Annotated in this window: 21 protein-coding genes; 16 read left to right on the forward strand and 5 right to left on the reverse strand. The window is 61.3% G+C overall.

Annotation, left to right across the window (positions count from 1 at the left end; all coding sequences use genetic code 11):
* Positions 1–14 precede the first annotated feature (14 nt).
* The gene (locus tag BBIA_RS13200) at positions 15–875 is read right to left on the reverse strand and encodes a DUF1684 domain-containing protein (RefSeq protein WP_051923715.1); all 861 of its coding nucleotides are present in this window, start codon (positions 873–875) and stop codon (positions 15–17) included.
* Between the two features lie 365 nt (positions 876–1,240).
* On the opposite strand from BBIA_RS13200, the gene BBIA_RS03260 reads away from it, so the two are divergent.
* From BBIA_RS03260 to BBIA_RS03300, 9 genes are all read left to right on the forward strand, one after another.
* Entirely contained in the window at positions 1,241–2,116 is an 876-nt protein-coding gene (locus BBIA_RS03260; protein WP_033494254.1) for a MetQ/NlpA family ABC transporter substrate-binding protein, read from the forward strand.
* A gap of 63 nt (positions 2,117–2,179) precedes the next feature.
* The gene (locus BBIA_RS03265; protein WP_051923717.1) at positions 2,180–3,382 is read left to right on the forward strand and encodes a pyridoxal phosphate-dependent aminotransferase; all 1,203 of its coding nucleotides are present in this window, start codon (positions 2,180–2,182) and stop codon (positions 3,380–3,382) included.
* Positions 3,383–3,450: 68 nt separating this feature from the next.
* On the forward strand, positions 3,451–4,458 hold the full coding sequence (locus BBIA_RS03270) for an NAD(P)-dependent oxidoreductase (protein WP_033494252.1): 1,008 nt from the start codon (positions 3,451–3,453) through the stop codon (positions 4,456–4,458).
* Positions 4,459–4,498: 40 nt separating this feature from the next.
* Positions 4,499–5,620, forward strand: a complete 1,122-nt coding sequence (locus BBIA_RS03275; RefSeq protein WP_051923718.1) for a methionine ABC transporter ATP-binding protein — start codon at positions 4,499–4,501, stop codon at positions 5,618–5,620.
* Positions 5,621–5,625: 5 nt separating this feature from the next.
* The gene (locus tag BBIA_RS03280; RefSeq protein WP_033494251.1) at positions 5,626–6,303 is read left to right on the forward strand and encodes a methionine ABC transporter permease; all 678 of its coding nucleotides are present in this window, start codon (positions 5,626–5,628) and stop codon (positions 6,301–6,303) included.
* 115 nt (positions 6,304–6,418) lie between these two features.
* Positions 6,419–6,889, forward strand: a complete 471-nt coding sequence (locus BBIA_RS03285; RefSeq protein WP_033494250.1) for a hypothetical protein — start codon at positions 6,419–6,421, stop codon at positions 6,887–6,889.
* A 175-nt stretch (positions 6,890–7,064) separates the two neighbouring features.
* Positions 7,065–8,312 carry a glycogen synthase gene (glgA, locus tag BBIA_RS03290; protein ID WP_033494249.1) on the forward strand — a complete coding sequence of 416 codons (1,248 nt, stop codon included), beginning with the start codon at positions 7,065–7,067 and terminating at the stop codon, positions 8,310–8,312.
* Between the two features lie 170 nt (positions 8,313–8,482).
* On the forward strand, positions 8,483–9,331 hold the full coding sequence (locus BBIA_RS03295) for an ABC transporter ATP-binding protein (RefSeq protein ID WP_033494248.1): 849 nt from the start codon (positions 8,483–8,485) through the stop codon (positions 9,329–9,331).
* Positions 9,332–9,408: 77 nt separating this feature from the next.
* Positions 9,409–10,251 carry a Cof-type HAD-IIB family hydrolase gene (locus BBIA_RS03300; protein WP_033494246.1) on the forward strand — a complete coding sequence of 281 codons (843 nt, stop codon included), beginning with the start codon at positions 9,409–9,411 and terminating at the stop codon, positions 10,249–10,251.
* Positions 10,252–10,375: 124 nt separating this feature from the next.
* Here the strand turns inward: BBIA_RS03300 and BBIA_RS03305 are convergent, their stop codons facing one another.
* From BBIA_RS03305 to BBIA_RS03315, 3 genes are all read right to left on the reverse strand, one after another.
* On the reverse strand, positions 10,376–11,227 hold the full coding sequence (locus tag BBIA_RS03305; protein ID WP_051923719.1) for an SDR family NAD(P)-dependent oxidoreductase: 852 nt from the start codon (positions 11,225–11,227) through the stop codon (positions 10,376–10,378).
* A 204-nt stretch (positions 11,228–11,431) separates the two neighbouring features.
* Positions 11,432–12,247, reverse strand: a complete 816-nt coding sequence (gene ucpA / locus BBIA_RS03310; RefSeq protein WP_033494244.1) for an SDR family oxidoreductase UcpA — start codon at positions 12,245–12,247, stop codon at positions 11,432–11,434.
* A 187-nt stretch (positions 12,248–12,434) separates the two neighbouring features.
* On the reverse strand, positions 12,435–12,875 hold the full coding sequence (locus BBIA_RS03315; protein WP_033494243.1) for a MerR family transcriptional regulator: 441 nt from the start codon (positions 12,873–12,875) through the stop codon (positions 12,435–12,437).
* A gap of 101 nt (positions 12,876–12,976) precedes the next feature.
* Here BBIA_RS03315 and BBIA_RS03320 point away from each other — a divergent pair, with 101 nt between their 5' ends.
* From BBIA_RS03320 to BBIA_RS03340, 5 genes are all read left to right on the forward strand, one after another.
* Positions 12,977–14,200, forward strand: coding sequence for a hypothetical protein (locus BBIA_RS03320; RefSeq protein ID WP_033494241.1), 1,224 nt, complete (start codon positions 12,977–12,979; stop codon positions 14,198–14,200).
* A 21-nt stretch (positions 14,201–14,221) separates the two neighbouring features.
* Entirely contained in the window at positions 14,222–15,574 is a 1,353-nt protein-coding gene (locus BBIA_RS03325; protein WP_033494239.1) for an MFS transporter, read from the forward strand.
* A gap of 232 nt (positions 15,575–15,806) precedes the next feature.
* The gene (locus tag BBIA_RS13205; RefSeq protein ID WP_238548416.1) at positions 15,807–16,361 is read left to right on the forward strand and encodes a helix-turn-helix domain-containing protein; all 555 of its coding nucleotides are present in this window, start codon (positions 15,807–15,809) and stop codon (positions 16,359–16,361) included.
* Between the two features lie 254 nt (positions 16,362–16,615).
* A complete protein-coding gene (locus BBIA_RS03335) occupies positions 16,616–18,238 on the forward strand; it encodes a type 2 periplasmic-binding domain-containing protein (protein ID WP_033494237.1) in 1,623 nt (540 codons plus the stop codon).
* A gap of 145 nt (positions 18,239–18,383) precedes the next feature.
* Complete coding sequence (locus tag BBIA_RS03340) at positions 18,384–20,672, forward strand: beta-galactosidase (protein ID WP_160268245.1); 2,289 nt, start codon at positions 18,384–18,386, stop codon at positions 20,670–20,672.
* 75 nt (positions 20,673–20,747) lie between these two features.
* On the opposite strand, the gene BBIA_RS03345 is transcribed toward BBIA_RS03340, so the two are convergent.
* Positions 20,748–21,596 carry an aldo/keto reductase gene (locus BBIA_RS03345; RefSeq protein WP_033494311.1) on the reverse strand — a complete coding sequence of 283 codons (849 nt, stop codon included), beginning with the start codon at positions 21,594–21,596 and terminating at the stop codon, positions 20,748–20,750.
* A gap of 113 nt (positions 21,597–21,709) precedes the next feature.
* Between BBIA_RS03345 and BBIA_RS03350 the strand changes: the two genes are divergently transcribed.
* On the forward strand, positions 21,710–21,919 hold the full coding sequence (locus BBIA_RS03350; RefSeq protein ID WP_238548418.1) for a hypothetical protein: 210 nt from the start codon (positions 21,710–21,712) through the stop codon (positions 21,917–21,919).
* A gap of 85 nt (positions 21,920–22,004) precedes the next feature.
* Positions 22,005–22,682 carry a DUF1819 family protein gene (locus BBIA_RS03355; RefSeq protein WP_033494234.1) on the forward strand — a complete coding sequence of 226 codons (678 nt, stop codon included), beginning with the start codon at positions 22,005–22,007 and terminating at the stop codon, positions 22,680–22,682.
* The last annotated feature ends 37 nt before the right edge of the window (positions 22,683–22,719 follow it).

Consider the following 22,719-nt stretch of genomic DNA (forward strand, 5'->3'; position numbering starts at 1 on the left):
CTCCGTTCCCGCGCTCAGTCCTGCGGGCTGTCGGCCCGCTGTTCCAGCCGCTCGTACGGGATCTTGTCGCCGGCCGTCACGGCGACGGGCAGCGTGTTCTCGAGCGGCGGCATCTCGCAGGTGCAGAAGTCCGTGTATGCGCAGAAATAGTGCGTGGCCCGGTTGAAGTCGATTTCGGTGACTTTCGCCGGGTCGCTGATCGGGAAGCGCAGGATTCGCCCGCCGCCGTACGTTTCCTTGCCGGACGTGGCGTCGCGGAAGATCACGAGTCCCTGCCCGTGCGTGTTGGCCTGGAACACGGTGAGTGGATAGTCGTTGCCGTCGATGGTGACGGTGAGCTTACCGACCACTTTTTCGATGTGCTGCAGGTTGGCCATGGATGCGCCGACCGTGGCTGTGTATGAGTGGTCGTACGGTTCGTAGGATGCGGGCACGACCCATTTGCGGTCCGGCGCGTAGTGTGGCGTGCCCCTGAAGTGCTGGCGCAATGGGGATTGCGGGTCGCGGACGCGCACGGCGTACTTGTTGAGCCCGCCGACGCGTTTGATGAGTTCGGCTTGCAGTCGGCCGAAGTCGATTTTCACGAGGTTGGCGTCTTCGTCGCCGGGGACGACGAAGACGCGCGGGCTGGACAGTTTGAGCAGGTTGATTTTGACGATTCTGCCGTCTTGCGGCGTGTATGTGACCTTGTTGCCTTCGACCAGCCAGGTGCCGGGGAAGTTGTCGAGCGTGCGCGCGACCCCGTCCTCGAGCCAGTCGATGCTCACGATGGAGAGGAAACCAAGCGGCGCGTTGACCGCGTCGTCCTTTTTCCGATGCCACGCGTTGAATTGTTCCGCGAATTCCTGGTCCGTTAGATTATCGGCTGAAGTCATGCGTCCCCCTTGTTGTTTGCACATTATCTGAGCACTGCTTATGTATCGTTATATCCAAAAGCCCAATAATCGTGGCTTGGCGAGTTTTTCGACCGTATGGCGCGTCGGCAACCTCGTCGAATATAGACATTAGCAACTCAATGCATTCATTGCAGAAGATACGTTATACGTATCGCCTATAAAGCGTGTATGTCTTTATTTATATCGTCATCAAATTTTTAACGTTATATAAAAAATGCCGATAACTGTGCGGAATGTCGCGCCGAGCGAACCGCATAGAGTCATAGTGCATTCGCAAGCGTGCCGGTTTGTAGGGGAGGCGCGCTCGTTCATTGGTCATCGATTCATAAGGGGGAACAACGATCATGCGACGTACAGGCATACGACGGATATTGGAAGCGGCCGCCGCAGTGACGGCGACGATCGGAGTGCTGATCGCCGCCGGCTGCGGCGCGACTGGTTCCGCGACCGACGCGGACGGCAACAAGATCATCAAAGTGAGCATCAGCGGTACCAGCTTCGAGCCGGTATGGAAACTGGTCAACGAAAACCTCAAGAAGGAAAAGGCCGGACTGCAGGTGAAAACGGTGTCCGTTGAAAAGGGCATCTACGGCAACCAGGCCCTGTCCCAGGGCGAAGTGGACCTGTCCGCGCAACAGAACTACGCGTTCCTGAACGGCGAAATCAAAGAAAAGGGCTATAAGTTCACGCCCATCGCCGAAACAATCATCAGCCCGCTCAACATCTTCTCGGACACGATCAGCAGCGTGGCCGACGTCAAGGACGGGGACAAGGTGCTTATCCCCAACGACCCGGTCAACATCGGCCGCGCCCTGGAAGTCCTGCAGGACGCCAAGCTCATCACCATCGACCCGGCAAAGGACGATCCCGCAAAGGGCCTGTACCCCCATGAGGACGACATCACCTCCAACCCGAAGCACCTGAACATCACCCCGGTCGACAAAAACATGGTCATGCCGTCATTAAAGGACGCGGCAATCGGCATCGCCAACGCCGACGCGGTCGTCGACTACGGGAAGAACCCGGTGACGGACGCCATCTACGCGGTCGAACCGGACCCGAAAAACCCGCAAAACAAGCCGTGGATCAACGTGATCGTCGCCCGCACCGAAGACAAGGACAATCCCGACTACCGGAAAATCATCACGGCATACCATCAGGACAACGTGAAGCAGCTGATCAACACATTGTTCAAGGGAGGCAACATCCCGGTATGGTGACCCGAACGCAACGTCCCACCGCAATCAGACAACACTCCACACATGACCATCAGGTGACGTTCCATGAATAACCCATCACCGGCAACCCCGCGCAACTTCGACCCCGCCGACACGCTCATCCCGCAACTGCGCGGCCTGCGCACCAGCATCATCAGATCGTTCGACACGGAAGTATCCGCAATCCCGGGAATCCTCAAACTCACGCTCGGCGAACCAGACTTCAACACGCCCGACTTCATCAAGCAGGCGGCCATCGACAGCCTACACCGCAACCGCACACACTACGCAACCAACGCCGGAACGCCGGAACTGCGCGAAGCGATCTCCGCCTACCTACTCCGACGCCGCGGACAACGCTACCCGGCTGAAGACATCATCGTGACGGAAGGAGCCAGCGAAGCCATCACCAGTTGCCTGACCGGACTGCTGGGCGACGATGCGGCACTGCTCTACCCGACGCCAAGCTTCGGCCTGTACGGCAACATGGCCACGCTCACCGGAGCCATGCCGGTACCGATCGACACATCCGGCACCGACTTCAAGCTCACCCCGGACGCTCTCGAACGGGCGCTGCGATCCGTACGCGGACGGGACGCGGTGCTGGTCCTCAATTCGCCGAACAATCCCACGGGAGTGGCGTTGAGCTCGGACCGTCTGCGCGCACTGGCCGAAGTCATCGAACGATACGACGTGACGGTGCTCAGCGACGAAGTGTACGCGGAAATCTTCTACGGGCACGGTCCAGCACCATCCATCGCCGATTACATCCCAGAACGCACCATCGTGGTGAACAGCACCTCCAAAAACTACGCGATGACCGGATGGCGGCTGGGATTCTTCGCCGCACCCCACGCGCTCGCCTGCCAACTGGCGAAAATCCATCAGATCCACGTCTCCACGGCCGCAACGTTCACCATGGACGCTGCGCAAGCCGCGTATGAACAAGGTGACGCGGCCATAGACTCGATGGTCGCCGAATACCGGCGTCGGCGAGACCTCCTCGCCAACGGTTTCACCGACCTCGGATATCAGATCGTACAACCCGACGGCGCCTTCTTCCTGTACGTGCGAGTGCCGGACGGTCACGAACAGGACGGGGGATTCGGCTACGCGCGACTGCTCGCCCGCAAGGCGAAAGTCGCCGGAGTGCCCGGCGAAGCATTCTCCGACAGCCCATCTCCATACGTCCGATTCAGCTACGCCGCCAACCCCGACACGCTGAACGAAGCCCTACGACGCATCCGAACCTTCCGGCACGCCGACTAAGAAAACAGCGACGTCGTCTAGAGCCTGCATCCCGCCACCGTATGAACACCACAGAGAAAGATTCCACCATGACATCCATAGCCTTCTACCACACGCTGGACGAAGAACGACCATTCGCTGAACAATGGGCCACAGACCACAACGTGCGCGTCGAATGCTTCCCGTTCGAACTGCACGACGACACCCTGGATGCCGTCCAAGGATTCGACGGCATCTCCTACAAGCAACGATGCGCCCCCAGCGACGACCCCGACTTCTACCGGCGGCTGCGCGCCTACGGCATCAGGCAAATAGCGCTGCGCTCCGCCGGATACGACACCATCAACCTCAACGCCGCCCACGCCAACGGCCTGCGCATCACCAACGTGCCCTCCTACTCACCAACCGCCGTAGCCGAACTCACCCTGACGCACATCATGCAGCTCATCCGCCACGTACCCCAATTCGACAGCAGAATGCGCCGGCACGACTTCTCCATCCAAGGACTCATGTCACCGGAAATCAGCGAACTGACCATCGGCATCATCGGCGTAGGACGCATCGGCTCCACCGTCGCCCGCATTTTCCACTCGCTCGGAGCAACCGTCATCGGCAACGACATCACCGAAAACCACAACCTCGACACCATCCTCACATGGACCAGCCGAGACAACCTCCTCGCCACAGCCGACGTCGTCACCCTGCACACCTGGCTCGACGACACCACACGACACCTCATCGACAAGCACAGCCTCAGCCTCATGAAACCAACCGCCTACCTCGCCAACCTGTCACGAGGCGCCGTCGTCGACACCCAAGCACTCATCGACGCACTACAAAACCACCGCATCGCCGGCGCGGCCATAGACGTACTCGAAAACGAAGCCGCCGTATTCGGCAACCGACTATCCGACGACAAGCCGGTCCCACACAACGCCTACAACACGCTACGAACCCTGCCCAACGCAATCATCACACCACACGTCGCATTCTTCACCGACCACGCGGTGCGCAACATGGTCCAACAGTCGCTAAACGACGCCCTGACCATCATCACCGGAGGAACAAGCCCCCACGAAATCCAACCAGAACGCTAACACGACACACCACGAAGACCATGAAGGGAAGGAACATGCCATGCCGGACACCGGCGAACCCATCATCACCATCACCGGACTAAACAAAACCTACGCCACGCCAAACGGCAGCCACACGGTCCTGAACAACGTAAACCTGACCATTCGGGAAGGCGCAATACACGGCATCATCGGCCTCAGCGGCGCCGGCAAATCAACACTGGTCCGCTGCATCAACGGACTGGAACACGCCACCGCCGGCACCATCCGCGTACTCGGCCAATCCGTACGCGACCTAAACCCGACATCACTACGAGCACTGCGCCGATCCATCGGCATGGTATTCCAGCAATATAACCTCATGCCATCCAGAACCGTCGAAGACAACATCGCCCTGCCACTGATGCGCTCGCCGCTGACGACGTCACAGCGGCGAGCGCGCGTCGCCGAACTGCTCGAACTCGTTGGGCTATCGGACCATGCGCGGTCGTATCCGTCGCAGCTGTCCGGCGGACAGCAACAGCGGGTGGCGATCGCCCGCGCACTGGCAAACCGGCCGAAGATACTGCTGCTTGACGAGGCGACCAGCGCACTCGACCCGGACACTACGTCCACCATCCTCGATCTGGTCAAGGATCTCAATGAACGGTTGCGTCTGACGATCGTCGTTGTCACCCATCAAATGGATGTGGTGCAGCGCATCTGCACGGACGTGGCTGTCATCGACAAGGGCACGATCGTCGAACAGGGCGACGCGTTCTCAGTGTTCTGCGATCCGCAAGCCGATCTGACGCGACGGTTCGTCGACAATTCAACCGGATTGAACCGCGTGTACGAACTGCTCCGTGAACGCTCTCCCTTGCTGCAGACCGGACCTGGAGAACGGCTCATTCATATGCGGTACATGGATCGGACCGTGTCCGAAAGCCTGGTATCGACCATTTCAACGCGATTCGGACTGTCGGTCAACATCCTGTTCGCGTCGCTCAGCATCGTCGACGGATACCCGTTGGGCAGCATCGTCGCAAAATATCACGGTTCATCGGAACGCATCGACGAGGCCTTGTCGTTCCTGGCCGGCAAAGGCGTGCGTGCCGTACCACTGACCGTGCCGGCCGCATCGACCGACAATCCGAATCTGCCGGCGGATGCCGCCGCAACAGCCGCAACAGGAGAGGAATAGTTGTCATGGAACTGATAGGTACGCTCTTTCCGCACGTCGTCGCTGAACCCGACGTCTTCGTCGACGCATTAGTCCAAACCCTGCAGATGTTCTTCACGGCGGTGCCGTTCTGGTTCGTGCTCGGCCTGTTCCTCGGCATGCTGCTCTCCGTGACCAAGCCGGGCGGACTGTTGGAATCGACGCCCGTGTTCGAACTGTTTGACAAGCTCATCAACGTATGCCGTTCCATACCGTTCGTCATCATGATCGCGCTGCTGTTTCCGGTCACCCGACTGATCGCGGGCACGACCATCGGCGTGGACGGCGCGATCTTCCCCCTGATCGTCGGCATCACGCCCTTCTTCTCCCGGCAAGTGGAATCCGTGGTCAACGGGCTGAACCATACGCTGACCGAATCGGCGCAGGCCATGGGCTTCAGTCCGATCGAAATCATCTGGCACGTGTACCTGCGTGAAAGCATCCCCGGACTGGCGCGCGTCACCACCATAACGTGCATCAGCTTCAATGCGCAGATCGCGGTCATCGGTGCCATCGGAGCCGGCGGCCTCGGCGACTACGCCAACCGGTACGGCTTCGAACGCAACCAGCTCGACGTCACCGTCGCCGCAGTGCTCGCGCTGCTGGTCTTCGTTACCATCATCCAAACCGTCGGCTCCCTCATCGGCAGAGCAAGCCAGCACTGACCGTTAGACGACCGTAGAAACGGACGGGCGACCGCGGGCGTATCTCGTACGTTTGGCCAACTCTGGGGTACAGTAGTGCCCAGTGTCATCCACCGATTGTCAAAGGAGTGAGAAGATGGCGAACCGTGCAGAGCGGCGCAAGGCCGCGCGGGACCAACGCAGGGGCATCCCGTCGCAGTACGACCAGACGAAGGGCCGCGCCCGAGGCGGCATGATCGACGAGTACGCGCTGCAGGAGCGTTCCCGCCGCATCCAGGAGGGCACGCTGGACGACGGCCCGTGGAAGCCGACCGCGCACTTCGACACTGACGAGACGGAGACGATGCTCGACACGAACCCGGATTACCGCGATCCGAAGGCGTTCAAGGCGCCGCACTCTGTACACCAGTGGTTCCGCGTGGTCAGCTGGCTGCTCATCGTGCTCGCCGGCATCGCGTTCTGCGTGATTATGTGGCTGCCGAGCCATCCGACGTGGCTGGTGATCACCGTGTCCGTCGTGTTCATCATCGGCGTGGTGAGCCTGTTCTTCACCGCCGGCAACGCGAAGGACAATCCGAACCTCGACCAGAACGGCACCGCCGTCTGATCGGACGTTGCGGGCGCGGCCAGAGGCGCCGCGGTCAAAAACAGCCGAAGCAAGCTGGCAAAAACGCACAACTCGCCGTGGAAGAAACACGGGGGGTTGTGCGTTTTGCGTTTCCGGATGGCCTAAAGTTGGCAGTGGTGACAATCAGTTGATCGACAGATTGGAGAGGTAACCGATGAAGGTTGACATTCTTACCCGCGAATACCCGCCGCACGTCTATGGAGGCGCCGGCGTGCACGCCGAACAGCTGTCCAAGGCGCTGGCCGAGCGCATCGACGTAACCGTGCGCGCGTTCGACGGTCCCCGCACTGAAGCCGACGTTCCCGAGATTCCGAACGCGGCCGAAGCCAAGGGCAGCCTCAAGGTCGTCGGATACAACACGCCCGCCGAGCTCAAGGACGCGAACCCGGCGCTCAAGACTTTCGGCGTGGACCTGCAGATCGCCAACGACGTGGACGCGGACATCATCCACGCGCACACGTGGTACGCCTGCCTTGCCGGTTATCTCGCGAAGATGCTGCACGGCACGCCTCTGGTCATCACCGCGCACAGCCTCGAACCGTTCCGCCCGTGGAAGCGCGAGCAGCTTGGCGGTGGCTACAACCTGAGCTCTTGGGCCGAAAAGGACGCGTACGAGCACGCCGACCGCGTGATCGCCGTCTCCAAGGGCATGCGCAACGACATCCTCACCGCCTACCCGGACCTCGACCCGGACAAGGTCGTCGTCGTGTACAACGGCATCACCATGTCCGAGTTCGCGACGCCGGCCGCCGACGATCCGGGCTGGGGCGTGTTCGACCGCTACCACATCGACCGCAGCAAGCCGACCCTGCTGTTCGTCGGCCGCATCACCCGCCAGAAGGGCCTGCCGTACCTGCTCAAGGCGCTGCACTTCGTCGACCCGGGCGTGCAGGTCGTGCTGTGCGCCGGCGCGCCCGACACCCCGGAGATCATGGAGGAGGTCAAGAACTCCTTCGCCGAGCTTGACAAGAAGCGCGGCAACATCATCTGGATCGAGGAGATGCTGCCGAAGAACGAGCTGTCCGCACTCGAGCACGGCTGTGACGCGTTCATCTGCCCGAGCATCTACGAGCCGCTCGGCATCGTGAACCTCGAGGCCATGGCCTGCGGCCTGCCGGTCGTCGCCTCCGCGACCGGCGGCATCCCCGAAGTCGTCGTCGACGGCGAGACCGGCTATCTGGTGCCGATCGACCAGCTGCACGACGGCACCGGCACGCCGACCAATCCGGACAAGTTCGTGCACGACATGGCCGACGCGATCAACAAGGTCATGGCCGATCCCGAAAATGCCAAGAAGATGGGCCAGGCCGGCTATGAACGCGCCCGCGACGTGTTCAGCTGGGAGTCGATCGCCGACGAGACCGTCAAGGTCTACCAGTCCGTGCTCGACGAGCAGAAGTAACCAACGACAATAAAGCGACAATAATCGGTACACGATACGCGCACTATCGTGACGGGCCCGTTTCCCGTCGCATGTTTTGATCGCATGCGGGGGAGCGGGCCCGCACATATCGACGCAGGTCGGCACCGCACTTCGACAAGCACCGCAAACGCAAGGAGCTGAACAACCCCATGCCCACCGAAGTCCTCAAACTGGAAAACGTCGAATTCCGCCGCAACCGGCGCGTCATCATCACCGACGTGAACCTGACAATCAACGCCGGCGAACGCTGGGTGCTGTTCGGGCCGAATGGTATCGGCAAATCGACCGCCGTGGGTATGCTCGCCACGCGCACCTTCCCGTCCGAAGGCCGTGTGTTCATCCTCGGCCACCAACTCGGCAAATACGACGTGTTCAAGCTGCGCACGCGCATCGGTCTCGCCTCCGCCGATCTTGGCCGGCAGTTCCCCGAATTCGAGGATCCGCTCGACGCGGTCGTCACCGGACTGTCCGCAGTGACCGGACGCTGGCACGACACATACTCCGAGGCGGACTATGCGCGCGCCCGCGGACTGCTGCGCGACTTCCGCGTCGGATACCTCGAGGGCAAACAGATGTGGCGCCTGTCTGAAGGCGAGCGCACGCGCGTGCTCATCGCCAGAGCGCTTATGGGCGACCCAGAACTGCTCATCATGGACGAGCCGACCACCGGTCTCGATCTGGGTGGCCGTGAACAGGTCATGCGCACGCTGAGCCGTATCGGCGAGGAAAATTCGGATCGCGCCGTCGTACTGGTGACACACCGGCTTGAGGAAATCCCGGCCGGCTTCGACCACATCGCCATCATGGGCCGCAAGCCCGTGTCCGCCGAGGACGCCACCGAGGACGGCATCGACGCGATGGGCAATCCGTCGGCCGGCACCATCGTCTACACGGGTCCGCTCGAAGAAGGTCTGACCGACGAGCGGCTGTCCGGTCTGTTCGGCATGCCGATCGAAGTTCAGCACACGCACGGCCGCTGGGCCGCGTACGCCGTGTGAGACGCAACCGACGCACGGCAGCGGGCGCAGGCAATGCGCGCCGCACACAACGCATCCGACCATCGCAGGGAGGCATCATGGTTTCAGCCAAACTCGTGTTCATCGACATCGACGGCACGCTGGCGGACGAGCACCACCGCGTGCCCGAATCGGCGCAGACCGCATGCCGGCAGGCGCAGCGCAACGGCCATAAGCTGTTCATCTGCACGGGCCGGTCGTTGCCGAAAATCGAGCGCAGCATTCTTGATCTCGGATTCGACGGCGTGGTCTCATGCGCGGGCGCGCAGGCGAATGTCGGCGACAAGGTCCTATTCGAGCATCTCGTGCCGGCCGAGGCGATCGACGCGGCGATGGCGTACTTCCGCAAGCATCACATAGAAACCTACCAATGGCAGGGCGCGGACGGCATGTACATTTCGGAAGGCTACCTGCGTCATCTTCAGAACGGACACACCGCGTGGGGCAGCGACGAATTCGCCAAATACTGGCACATGATCGACGACGTCGAGATCCCGGAAGGCTCCACGCTCGGGCAGGTGCTCAAGACCAGCAAGGGATCGTACTTCACCGGCCCCGACCCGGACGTGACGTTCGAAGACGTCAAACGCGACATGTCGCCGTGGTTCGAACTCGTGCACGGCTCGTACGACAAGATCTCGCCGAACAACGGCGAACTGCTCATCAACGGCGTCGACAAGGGCAGCGCGGTACGCGACGTGGCCGCGGCGCTCGGCTACGACATTACGGACACGATCGCGATCGGCGACTCCGACAACGACACGGCCATGCTCAAAGCCGCCGGCACGTCCGTCGCCATGGGCAACGCGACGCACGGCATCGAACAGTTCTGCGACATCGTCACCACCGACATCCACGACGACGGTCTGGCGAACGCGTTCGTGACGCTTGGCCTAGTGTGACGGGCCGGTGCCGCGACGACGTTGCTGCGCTGCGTTGGTCGACATCGTGCAAATTGCGGTGATGCCGACCAACATGCGGATAGTAGCGCTCATGCCGTGCGAATCATGAGCGCTACGGCGATGTTTAGTACACGGAGTATCCGCCGTCGACCTGCAGGTTGGTGCCGGTGACGTAGCTGGATGCGTCGCTGGCGAGGAACAGGACGGCGGAGGCGATCTCCTCGTTGGTGCCGAAGCGGTGCATGGGCACGGGCGCGACCATCATGTCGTGCGCTTCGGGCACGATGCGGCCCTCGAAGATGCCGGACCACACGTATCCGGGCGAGATCGCGTTCGACCGGATGCCGTACGGAGCGAGCGCCGCGGCCAGATAGCGCGCGTACTCGTAGATGCCGGCCTTGGTCGCGCCGTACGCGGCGACCGGGGAAGGACCGCCGGCGATGAAGTTCGCATTGTGCGCGGACAGCGACGACGTGAAGATCAGTGAACCACCGTGGTTGTGCTCGCGCATGATGTGCTGGGCGATCTGCGCGGTCAGGTATGCGCCGGTCAGGTTGATGTCGATGGTTTTCCGCCACACCTCGTACGGTTCGTCCGCGTCGTCGCCGGGCACGTTCACGCCCGCGTTGAGGAATGCGACGTCGACGGTGCCGAGCTTGTCGACCAGCTGGGTTTTCAGTTCGTCGACCTGCGCCTTGTCGGACACGTCGCAGTACAGCGGCACGACGTTGGTCCCGTATCGTTCGGACAGTTCGGCCGCGAGCGGTTCGAGCGTCTCCTTGGCGCGAGGCAGGTCGACGATCGCCACGTCGGCGCCGGCCTCGGCCCACGCGGCGGCCGTGTTGCGGCCCAATCCGCCCGCACCGCCGGTCACGAACCCCTTCTTGCCCTTCAACGAGAACCGGTCCATGATGCGATGCGCCGGATCCTTCCACTGGTCGAGCGGATACTGGTCGAAAATCGTGGCGTCAGCCATGCTGATCCTCCGTTCTGTCGGTGAAGCGGCACCGTCGCCGCCATCGTCACAGCGAGCCTATCACAGCCGGCGCGATGATCCGTGCGATTCGTACGCCGGCTGCGAATGTGTGCATTCAGGCGCGCGACTGTGCTACGCGAACCGCAAGCGGCACATCGCGCCGAGTGCTCGGGTCGGCGCCGGTTCGTGCCGGTTTGTGCCAAATCAGTTGGTGCCGATGCTCATCGTTTCGGGCAGCGTGCTGCCGCCGTCGATGACCATTTGCGCTCCGGTGATGTAGCTTGATTCGTCGCTGCCGAGGAACGCGAACAGCTCGCCCACTTCGGTGGGCTTGGCCAGTCGCTTCATCGGCACGCCGACCGCAATGTCGCGGATCGCCGACTCGGGGTCTGCCGGATTGGATTCGACGGCCATCTTCTCCACCATCGGCGTGCGCGCGTAGCCGAGCTGCGAACAGTTGACTCGGATGTGGCGGTCCGCGTATTCCACGGCCAGACACTTGGTCAGACCGACCAGCGCGGCCTTGGTCATGGCGTAGGCCGCCTCTCCCGCGTCGGCCACGATGTCGCCGGTGACCGACGAGGCGATGACGATCGAGCCGCCACCGTTGGCGAGCATGTACGGAATCACCGCCTGACAGCTGTTCCACACGCCCTTGATATTCACGTCGATGTGGAAGTCGCGCATTTCGTCCGTCATGTCCTCGAACGGGGCGAGACGGCAGACGCCGGCGTTGCAGCAGGCGATGTCGATGGCGCCGAACGTGTTGGCCGTGCGCTTGGCAGCGTCGATCATCTGCGCCTTGTCGGCCACGTTGGCCGTGATGGTGATGATGCGCGCGTCCGGGTGCAGTCCGCGGATGCGCGCGGCCGTGTGTTCGACGTCGGGGGAGAGGTCGACCATGCAGATGTTCGCGCCGTATTTCGCGTACACTTCGGCGATGCCCTCGCCGAGTCCCGCCGCGGCGCCGGTGATGATGGCGGTTTTTCCTTCGAGCTTGCCTTGAATATGCTGACCCATGATGCGCTCCTTTGCGTAGTTGGATTCGTCGCGTCGGCTGCGATGGCGGGCGACGGGACCAGCCGTCGGTGCTGTGTCCGCCGACGACCCGTGACATCCTCATTGTAATGGTTTGGCGGAGGGAGATTCGGGAAGAAACGCGTGCGATGCGCCAATCGAGTCGCTCTGGGCTCTTCCCGGTTGGAGGTCATTGAAGGTAGTTTTGCCCGGCGTACAGCGACCAGTCCGGCTTGGGCGTGCCGTCAACGTAGCTTTGGCGGATGCCCTTGAAGAAGTGCAGTTTGCGTAGGACTTGCTGGTGCGCATCGTGCAATGCCTGCTCCTGCTTGATGATTTCCTGATGACGGTGTTCGAGCAGGTCGACCATGGCGTCGATGTTTTCCCGTTCGCCGTTTTCATACGCGAAGAAGCGCTGCAGCTCGTCGATGGTCATGCCGGCCTGCTTGAAGCACAGGATGGTGCCGAGCCGGTCGATATGCCAGTCGGTGTAGACGCGGCGTCCGCTGGCGTTGCGTTCGACGCCGGGCAGCAGTCCTGAATCCTCGTAGTAGCGCAGGGCGGACTGTTCGATGTGGAAGCGGTCCGCCACGTCCTTGATGCCGTATGTTCTGACGTTCATATCGTTCATGACTTCCCTGCCTTCGCGTGTCGGGTCTTGACTGGAAGTGTACTTGAAGAGATTGAATTAACGTTAACCAAACGGTGTTTTGCAAAAGGAGTGAGGTCATCATGAAACCGTTGGACGATTACAGTTTCATCAAGGGATTCAACTACGAGTACGACCGGTACGAGCATGACGTCATGGAGCGCGACTTCACGTACGCACAGCGACTGACGCTGAACAGCTGCCGTCCGTTCTTCCACATGAGCCGCTGGAAAGAGGATCGCGAAGGCTTCCTCGCCGAGATCCACGATCTGGTGCGCACGGCCTGGTCGAAAGGCATTTCCACCACGCCGATCCTGATGATGCCGTATTTCGCCGACGACCAAAAGCCGTACTGGTCGGCCCCCGCGCACAGCAACGCGCCGATCCCGGGCTGCTACGATCCGGCGAACTGGGCGATCGGCGACGCGTACGTGGCCGACGTGGTCAACGCGTTGAAGGACGAGCCGGGGCTCCTGTTCTGGGACGCGTACAACGAGCCGGGCTGGCACGGGTTCCTGCAGAGCGTGGACGATCCGGCCGAACGGGCACGTCGTTTCGATCTTGTCTGGGCGCACGTACGGCACGTGATCGGTGTGATCCGCGAGAACGATCCGGTCAACGCGATCGGCGTCGGCCACGTGCGCGTCGAGGACAACGAGCTGAGCGGCACGGCCGAACTGGCCGACATCATCGTCTACCACGACTATCTGCAATCCTCCCGTCTTGTCGAGGAATCCTGCCGCAAGGCCGTCGACATGGGCCGCAGGTACGGCAAGCCGGTCATCAACAACGAAACCGGCTGCATCTGCCGCGCCAACCCGTACGAGCTGGAAATCAGACTGTGCAACAAGCACGGCATCGGCTACTATCTGTTCGAACTGATGATCCCGGCGGAAACGAACCAGTGGAGCCGTGTGCACGGCATCGTCTACCCCGACGGCACCGTGCGCGACCCGTCGATCGTGGCCGCGATCCAGGGCTTCTTCCGTAATCGCTCCGACAACGCCATTTTGCCGGATCTCAATCAGGAGCATGAGGTCGACCGCACGCTGGCGATCGTCAAGGAGCGGCTCGAAGCGTCGGCGAGGACCGACCGCGAGCATCAGGAGGCCACGGCCGACGACCTGCTTGACGCCGCGGAACGCTGCGCCAACCTGCTGGAGGCCGGCGAAATGGTGCCGATGTATTACCCGCCGACCCGTCGCATCGAGGAGATGCGGCGCGACCCGCACAAGGATCTGATGAAGATCCGCAACTACACCTACGAACTGGCCCGTCAGCTGCAGGCCAAAGGACTGGTGCTCTGAACCATGGAATCCGCTCTCCCTATGCCGGCATCCGCGCCGACGCTCATGCCGACGCATCGCAGAATCACGTTCTCGTTCCTTGACGTGGCCGGCAATCTGTTGTACTGCGTCATCACGGGATACGCGTTGTACTACTTCACCAACGTGTATGGGCTGTCCTCCGTGGCGGCCGGAGCGATCATCCTGACCGCCACGTGCGTAGGCGTGATCGACGCGCCGGTATGGGGGAGCGTGATCGACCGCACGCGGTCGCGATTGGGCCGGAGCCGGCCGTGGATTCTGCGCATGGCGTTGCCGTTCTGCGTGTTGACATGGTTGCTGTTCACCGTGCCTCCCCTGCATGACGACACAACGCGCACGGTGTATGCGGGCGCAACGTACGTGCTGGCCGGCATGTGCTATGACGGGATTTCCGTGGCCGGTTCCGCTGCGTTGCCGAACCTGACCTCAACGCTCGGCGAACGCGCTCAGGTCAATTCGGTGCGCATGGTCACCGGCAATCTGGGCAATTTCGCGGCGGTGACGTTCATTCTGCCGTTGGCGACGTGGCTCGGCGGATCGAGCACGTCACCGGTCGGCTGGTCGCACGCGGTTCTGATTTTCGCGTGCGTGAGTTTCGCGCTGTTGATCGCGTGCTTCGCCGACATGCGGGAGCGTGCCGCCGATCTGCATGTTCGTCCGCCGTCTCTGCGCCGGAACGTGACCGCCGCGTCCGGCAATTGGGTATGGTGGCTGGTGACGGGCTGGAACGTGCTGTTTTGGGTCGGCTTTTCGATTCGCACGTCCATGCTGCCGTACTATTTCCGGTATGTGATCGAAGACGAGCGGTGGACGTCCATATTGAACGGGGTGTCTGTCGTGCAGATCACCGGCATGGCGGCCGTGCCGTGGCTCGTCTCGCGCATCGGCGTTCACGGCAAATCGTGGGTGACCGTACTGTCGTTTGCATTGGCCGTCGTCGGACAGGTCGGTTTTCTGGTTGCTGGCTCGTCGCCCGTGCTGCTGATCGCGTCTGACTGCTTCGCGTTTCTCGGCACCGGCATGGCATGCGCGATGTCCGCGCTGCTGGTCAGCTCGTCCGTCGACTATGGCGAATGGCACAGCGGCGTGCGCGCCAGCGGATTTCTGACCGCGGTAGGTATGGTGTGCGCGGTGCGTCTTGGCTCCGGTTTGGGCACGATGCTGTCGTCCGTCACGCTGAATGGAATCGAGTTCGACGGTAGTCGTGCATCCCAAACCGGTACGGTTGTCTCCGGCATAAGCGCGACGTTCCTGTTCCTGCCATTGGGCATGTTTGTGGTTGCGATGCTGCCGATGATGGCATACCGCCGGTACGAAACCGCAGAGGACGGCATCATTGCCGGACTTCAATAGGCTTCAATAAGACCGAGGGCCGCACAATGGGCGCTATGGCGATTGCCGATTGCTTCGCAGTCAGCTTGCAATAACGTTCACATACATCGAACACTACGTTTGGATCCGATGTTCCGTAGTGTGCGCCGCCGCGGACGCGCCGGATTACTTCCCGCGTCCGCAGGTCACACTCCGTCTTTGACGACACAGGAGCGGTGCGTAATTGTTGATGATCGCATGAATGACATACCTGTTGAAACACGCAACGACCATTCCAGTCACGGACCGACGTCACCGTTCCGTGCCGAACATCGCCATTCAGGTCGACGATACTGATGAAGTGCTCAAGATCGTGTCGCGCATCCTGAAGGAACGACGGATCGTCTCGAGGCGACCATTGTTGTTGCAGGGATTATGCATGGAAGCATTGTCCATGATCGGCGAGGGGTCTCATGCGATGTTCGACGCGTCTGGCCGGTCCGGCACTCCACTGGTGCGCGAGGCGATCAATTACATCGACGCGCATTTGGGAGATCCGGCCACCGTGCAGTCAGTGGCCGACCACCTGTTCATCAGTCGGGAGTACTTGTACAAGCTGTTTCTGAGAGATCTGGGCGTCACGCCGAGTGCGTTCATCGCCCGCACGCGTTTGTCGCAGGCTCAGGAACGGCTCGGCAGGGAAACCACTTCATTGGGGGAGATCGCGCTGGCCTGCGGATATGGCACCGCGTATGCAATGAGCAAGGCGTTCTCTCGGCATACCGGCATGAGCCCGAGTCGCTGGCGCAAGCTGCATCGTTCCATCTGATCGTGGATACGAGTCCGGGACAAGTTCACGATTGCGTCAGGGGAAGTGCGCCGGAGGAGGACCAGCCTGCCGATCCTGATACCCGGTTGCACATTTTTGTACTCATGTTAACAAACCGTCGATTCGGCCTATGATCGCATCAGCAAGGGGGATATTCTCGATTGCAAGAGGTCCGGCCACCGGGAAGGGCCTTGGAGCAGTGGCAAGGAAGCAAGTGATTCCAACGTTGGAGTCCGTAGTTAAGGAGTGGAACGGTGTACGCAGGACAACATGGCGGAACCCGCCGCAACGGTAAGACAAGCAGGGCGCGCATCATCACCATAACCGGTGCCGTAATGGCATCGGCCATCATGTTAACTGGATGCGGCGCCGACACGGCTACGAATGAGGACGCATCCGTCACCGTCATGGTCGTCCAGTCCTCGGATCAATTGAGCGTGGACAAGATGGTATGGACCAAACAAGTGGAGAAGGATTGCGGCTGCACGATCAAATGGCAGCGCGTCGACGCCAACTCCTTCCAGCAGCAACGTTCGACCATCCTCGCCTCCGAAAGCGTACCCGACATATCCATCAGCGGATTCGGATACGACGAGGCACAGAAATTCCCCTACTTCGAAGATCTCGCCCAGCATCTTGACGACATGCCGAACGTCAAAGAATACCTTGAACAGATTCCGACCGCGAGGACGCTTACCGAGAACGAAAACGGCAACATGTACGTGCTGAGATCATACATGGGAAAGGGATACGCGGTCCCTGCACAGTATCTCATGATCAACAAAACTTGGCTTGACAAGCTCGGTCTGGACCTGCCCACAACCTGGGACGAATACGAGCAGGTCCTCGAGGCGTTCAAAACCAAGGACCCCAACGGCAACGGCAAGCAGGACGAAATCCCACTCGACCTGCGCAAGCTCGACACCGGATTCTTCGGCTGGTGGAACCCGTTCCTTCTGTTGAACTCCCTCGGCATCACCACCCACTTCGGCAGCGGACCCGCCTCACAGGGCATATACGTCAGCAACGGCACGGTCGGCAACTTCATGATCGATGCCCGGTTCAGGCAGGTCATCGAATACCTGCATACTTTGATGGACCGAAACCTTATTCCCAAAGACGCGCTGACCAAGGACATTTCGAAATACTCTGCAGAACTCAACTCCGATGGCAAAACACCCCTCGTTGGCAGCGCATTCGGCTGGGGCGCTAGCGACTTCGGCACCACGTTCGAAGATCAGTACGTCGCTCTACCGACGCTGAAAGCCAACGCCTCGGACCCGGAATCAAACCTCACCTGGGACGCGTCCGGCGACACATACTCATTCACCGGAGGCATCTCCATGAGCGCCAAAACCAAGAACAAGGAGGCGGCGTACAAGATCATCAACAGCCTCTTCTCCGAGAAACTGTCCGTCCAGCAGTTCCGCGGTTCCATCCCCGAATGGGTCACCGATGAAGGAAACCATCGTTACAAGGTCTCCGAACGATTCTGGGATACCTCGACCATGGGCACCCGAGAAGCCATCGAAGGCGGCTTCGCCGGATGGATCCCCGACAACGTCGAATGGGAGGATGAAATCAACATCGACCGTCAGAAGAAAATGAACGACGCCTACCTCGACGACTACGCCAACATCGATGCCACACGGGATGTCATGCCCGCCAACGCACGCCCAACATCGGAACAGCTGACCACGTTGTCCAACAACAACACTGCGATCTTCGACTATGCAATCACCAAAATCGCGACGTGGATCGTCAAAGGCGGCATCGACGGCGAATGGGACGAATACGCCAAACAGCTTAAGGCATTGGGAATTGACGACAACGTCGCGATCTGGCAGGAAGCATACGACAAGGCAACCAAAAACTAATCCAAACAGCCACGTCGAGTATATGCATGCAGCGCCTCCTTCCACATCAAACAAGCAACATCGCATAACGACACCGGCAATACAATGAATGCGGCCTCGCCGCCAACCGACGCGGGACCGCATTCCGCATACCAAGGAGTATCCCATGCCACAAACACACGGCCATACGGCACCGTCACCGTTGCCAACCTTCGCCGAACGCCTCGCATCACAAGGTTCGATGCTGTACGGCGGCGACTACAACCCCGAACAATGGCCGGAGGAGGTGCGGAAGGAAGACATGCGCCTGTTCAAGGAGGCAGGCATCAACGAAGTCACGCTCAACGTATTCTCATGGGCACAGCTGCAACCGAGCGAAAATGAATACGATTTCAGCAAGCTTGACCGGATCGCGCGCACGGTTTCCGACGCGGGCATGTCTATCGTCATGGCCACGTCCACGGGCGCACTGCCGGCATGGATGAGCCTACGGCACCCCGACGTCAACCGCGTCGACGAAAAAGGCCGCAAAATGCGCCACCGCGAACGGCACAACGCCTGCATCAACAGCCCGACGTTCCGCACATACTCCGCGGCGCTCGCCGGCAAGCTTGCCGAACGGTACGGCGGTCTGCCCAATCTCGTCGCGTGGCACGTGGGCAACGAATACGGCGGCATGTGCTGGTGCGACACGTGCGCGGTCAAGTTTCGCGAGTGGCTGCGTGCCCGCTACGGCACGATCGAGTCCGTGAACGAGGCGTGGAACTCGGCGTTCTGGAGCCACACCTATCACAGCTTCGACGAGATCTTCCCGCCGAACGAACTGGGGAACATGACCGGTTGGAGCGGCAAGGCGATCCTCGGCGGATTCTCTTTGGACTACCAACGGTTCTACGGCGAGTGCGTGCTGGAGTCGTACAACGAGGAGAAAGCCGCGATCCGCAGGTTCGACCGGGTCAATCCGGTCACGACGAACATGATGGGCACGTATCCGACGTACGACTACTTCCGCTGGCGGGCGGGCTTGGACGGCAACGGCGATGACTGCGGCGTGGACGTGGTGTCGTGGGATTCGTATCCGCGACCGGACACGCCGGCCGCAAGCGTGGCGATGTGCCATGAGCTGATGCGCGGCGTGGGCGGAGGAGGCCCGTGGATGCTGATGGAGCAGACGCCGAGCCGGCAGAACTGGATGCCGTTCAACGCGCAGAAGCGTCCCGGCCAGATGCGCCAGCTGAGCTGGCAGGCCGTGGCGCATGGCGCGGACACAGTGCAGTTCTTCCAGCTGAGACAGAACCGGGCCGGCTGCGAGAAGTTCCATGGCGCCCTGATCGGCTCCGACGGCACGGACCGCACGCGCGCGTTCCGCGAATGCGCCGCGCTCGGCTCGGAGCTGAAGCGCGTGTCCGGACGGATTCTCGGCAGTCGCATGACGCCGGCGCGCGTGGCGCTGGTGTTCGACTGGCAGTCGCGCTGGGCAATCGACCTGTCGGCCGGTCCCACGATTTCGATGGACTACGTGGCCGAAGTGCAGCGTTGGTATGCGGAACTGCATCGTCGCAACATTCCTGTCGATATCGTCGGTCCGTATGATGAGTACGATTCGTACGATGTGTTGCTCGCGCCCTGTCTGTACATGATGCGCGCATCGCTCGTCACGCGCCTGCGCCGGTTCGTGGACCATGGCGGGCGCCTGCTGTTGACTGCGCTCAGCGCTCTGACCGACGAGCACGACAGCTTGTACCAAGGTGAGATTCCGGTGCCGTTGCGCGACTTGGCGGGCGTGTGGGTCGAAGAGACCGACGCGCTCGATCCGGATACGTCGGTGGTGCCGCTCAGGTTCGCCGATGCGACGGGCGCGACGGATGTGGCCGATGATGTGCATGAGGGCTATACTGGGACCACTCCCGTCATTGCAGACAGTGCGAACGACGCAGCGGGCCCGCACGGCCGCGTACTGTTCGACGTGCTTGAGGCTGATGAAGGCACAGAGGTACTCGCCACCTACGGCAGCGAATACTATGTTGGTACGCCCGCCTTCACGTTCCGCCCGAGTACGGGCAATGGCGGCGTGTTCTATGCGGCCACATTCCCCGACGATGCGGCCATGCCCATGTTCGTCGACCGTCTGCTTGACGGCACCAATATCGTCGGTCTCACCAACGGGCCGTTGACCGGGGTCGTCGACTCGCGTTCGATCGTGCCGGATGCCACCGTGCCGTCTGATCTGCGTGTCGTCGACCTTGAGGTCACGCGCCGCGTCGCTGCCAACGGTACCATGTTCACCTTCGTCATCAACCCGGTCAACGTGCCGGTCACGGTCGACCTGCCGGCCTCGCTGACCGGACGCGACCTGCTGACCGACGCGGACGTCACGTCCGGCGAACGCACCGTCGAACCGTTCGGCGTGCTCATCGTCGAATCCTCGACGGCAACGGCCGGACAGACTGCATAAGCGGGTTATAGGCCAAAAGCCGGTGTGCGGGCGAATCGTTCCCCTCGGTTCGCCCGCACACCGGCTTATTTGTTTTCAGGCTTCCTCATGCCAGCGGGGGTTCTGACCGAACGTGTAGCCTTCGGGATTGTCCATGGCGGCGATGTCGCGCATGTCCTGCTCGTCGAGCGCGAAACCGGTCAGGTCGAGGTTGGCGCGCTGGCGTTCGCGGTGCAGCGACTTAGGGATGGCCACGTCGCCTAGTTGCAGGTGCCAGCGCAGGATCGCGGCGACGGGGGAGACGCCGTGCTTGTCGGCGATGCGCGTGATGGTCGGATCCTTGAGCATCTGGTTGGCTCGTCCCAGCGGGCTCCACGCTTCGGTGATGATGCCGTGGGCGTCGTCGTAGGCGCGCTGTTCCGCCTGCTGGAAGAACGGGTGCAGTTCGATCTGGTTGACCACCGGCGTGACGCCGGTAGCGCGGATGAGCAGATCGATGTGACCGGGCAGAAAGTTGCTCACGCCGATGTGCTTGACGATGCCCTGTTTCTGCGCGTCGACGAGCGCCTGCCATGCTTCGACGAACTGGCCTTGCGACGGGTTCGGCCAGTGGATGAGATACAGGTCGATGTAGTCAAGTCCCATGCGCGCCACGGATTCCTCAATGGTCGTGCGCGCCTGATCGTACTGGTGGTGACGGCCGGGCAGTTTCGACGCGACAATGATCTGCTCGCGCGGCACGTCGGATTCGCGAATCGCCTTGCCGACAATGCCCTCGTTCTCGTAGTTGAACGCGGAATCGATGAGCCGATAGCCGACCTCCAGCGCCGACTTGATCGCCTCGGCGCCGGCGAACCCGTTCACCTTGTACGTGCCGAATCCGATCGCGGGCAGCTCCAGCCCGTCGTGCGCGCGACGTACGGGAATGGCCGGCGGTTCAAGCATGGTCATGATGATCGCTCCTTGTCTCGAAGTATCGGAGAGATGTTGGTATTGCATCATCCACTATAGGGATTTTCCGTTCGGCACGTATGATGAACGGCATGGACGAACGATGGATGAGGGCGCTGCAGGCCAAGGGCATCAATGGCGGCGGTCGAACCGGAGAATCCGGCGTCAATGGCCGGCTGGCAAAGTCGAACACCGACGCCGGTCCGTCCGGAAAACCCGGAAACATGCCGCGCCAATCGCAGCCGGTTCCCTCCTTGCGGGCCAAACCGTTCAAGGCCACCGGTCACAAGGGCGGCATCAGCCGGCAGGGCAACTGACATGCAATGCAGGGGTCAGATCTTACCTAAAGTGTAGGCTAAAACATTCTTGTCAAAAGCAGAGAACGCGACGCGAGGAGTGGCAATGCCGGGATCGTACGGAAGCGAAACGATGTGGGATGAGCAGCGTTACCGGCTGTCGTTCACGGTCGGTGGATTGCTCGCACCGCAGGGACGTATCATTGCCACGTTGTTTCTGGCCGAAAACAATGATGACAACCGTATAGCCCAAGGTGACGAAGTCGAGTTGGGCGAGCATATCGCGCGGATTCGCCAACGCGCCGTTGACGAGAACGTGCTCTCCATCCGCACACGGGCGGCAGGATCGCGTATGGTCAGCGAAGTGATCAAACGGCTGAGCACGCTGAGCGGAACGGAACTGTGCCATCTGGCCGGCGCCGATACGCCAACGGCCGACCGCCACGCATTGATGTGGGTGGCGATGTGCCGCTATTACGCCCTAGTGGGGCAGTTCGCCCATGAAGTGTTGCGCGACCGTTATCTGATGGGCATGCCGACCGTCACCTATGAGGACTACGACCGGTTCATACTTACCAAGGCCATGTGGCATCCAGAACTGGAAACGCTCAGCACGACCACGGCAGCCAAACTGCGCGCGAACCTGTTCAAGGCGATGCACGAGGCCGGATTGGTGGACAAAACCGACAACACGCTGCAACCCGCGCTGCTGGGCAACACCCTGACCGGTATTCTGGAACACAGACCGGAATCATTCGGATTCTTCCCCATCGGGGAACGTTGAGGCAAGACATCCGCACGGAAGAAGGAAGCGGGGAGGC

The organism is Bifidobacterium biavatii DSM 23969 (assembly GCF_000741165.1).
Lineage (GTDB): Bacteria > Actinomycetota > Actinomycetes > Actinomycetales > Bifidobacteriaceae > Bifidobacterium > Bifidobacterium biavatii.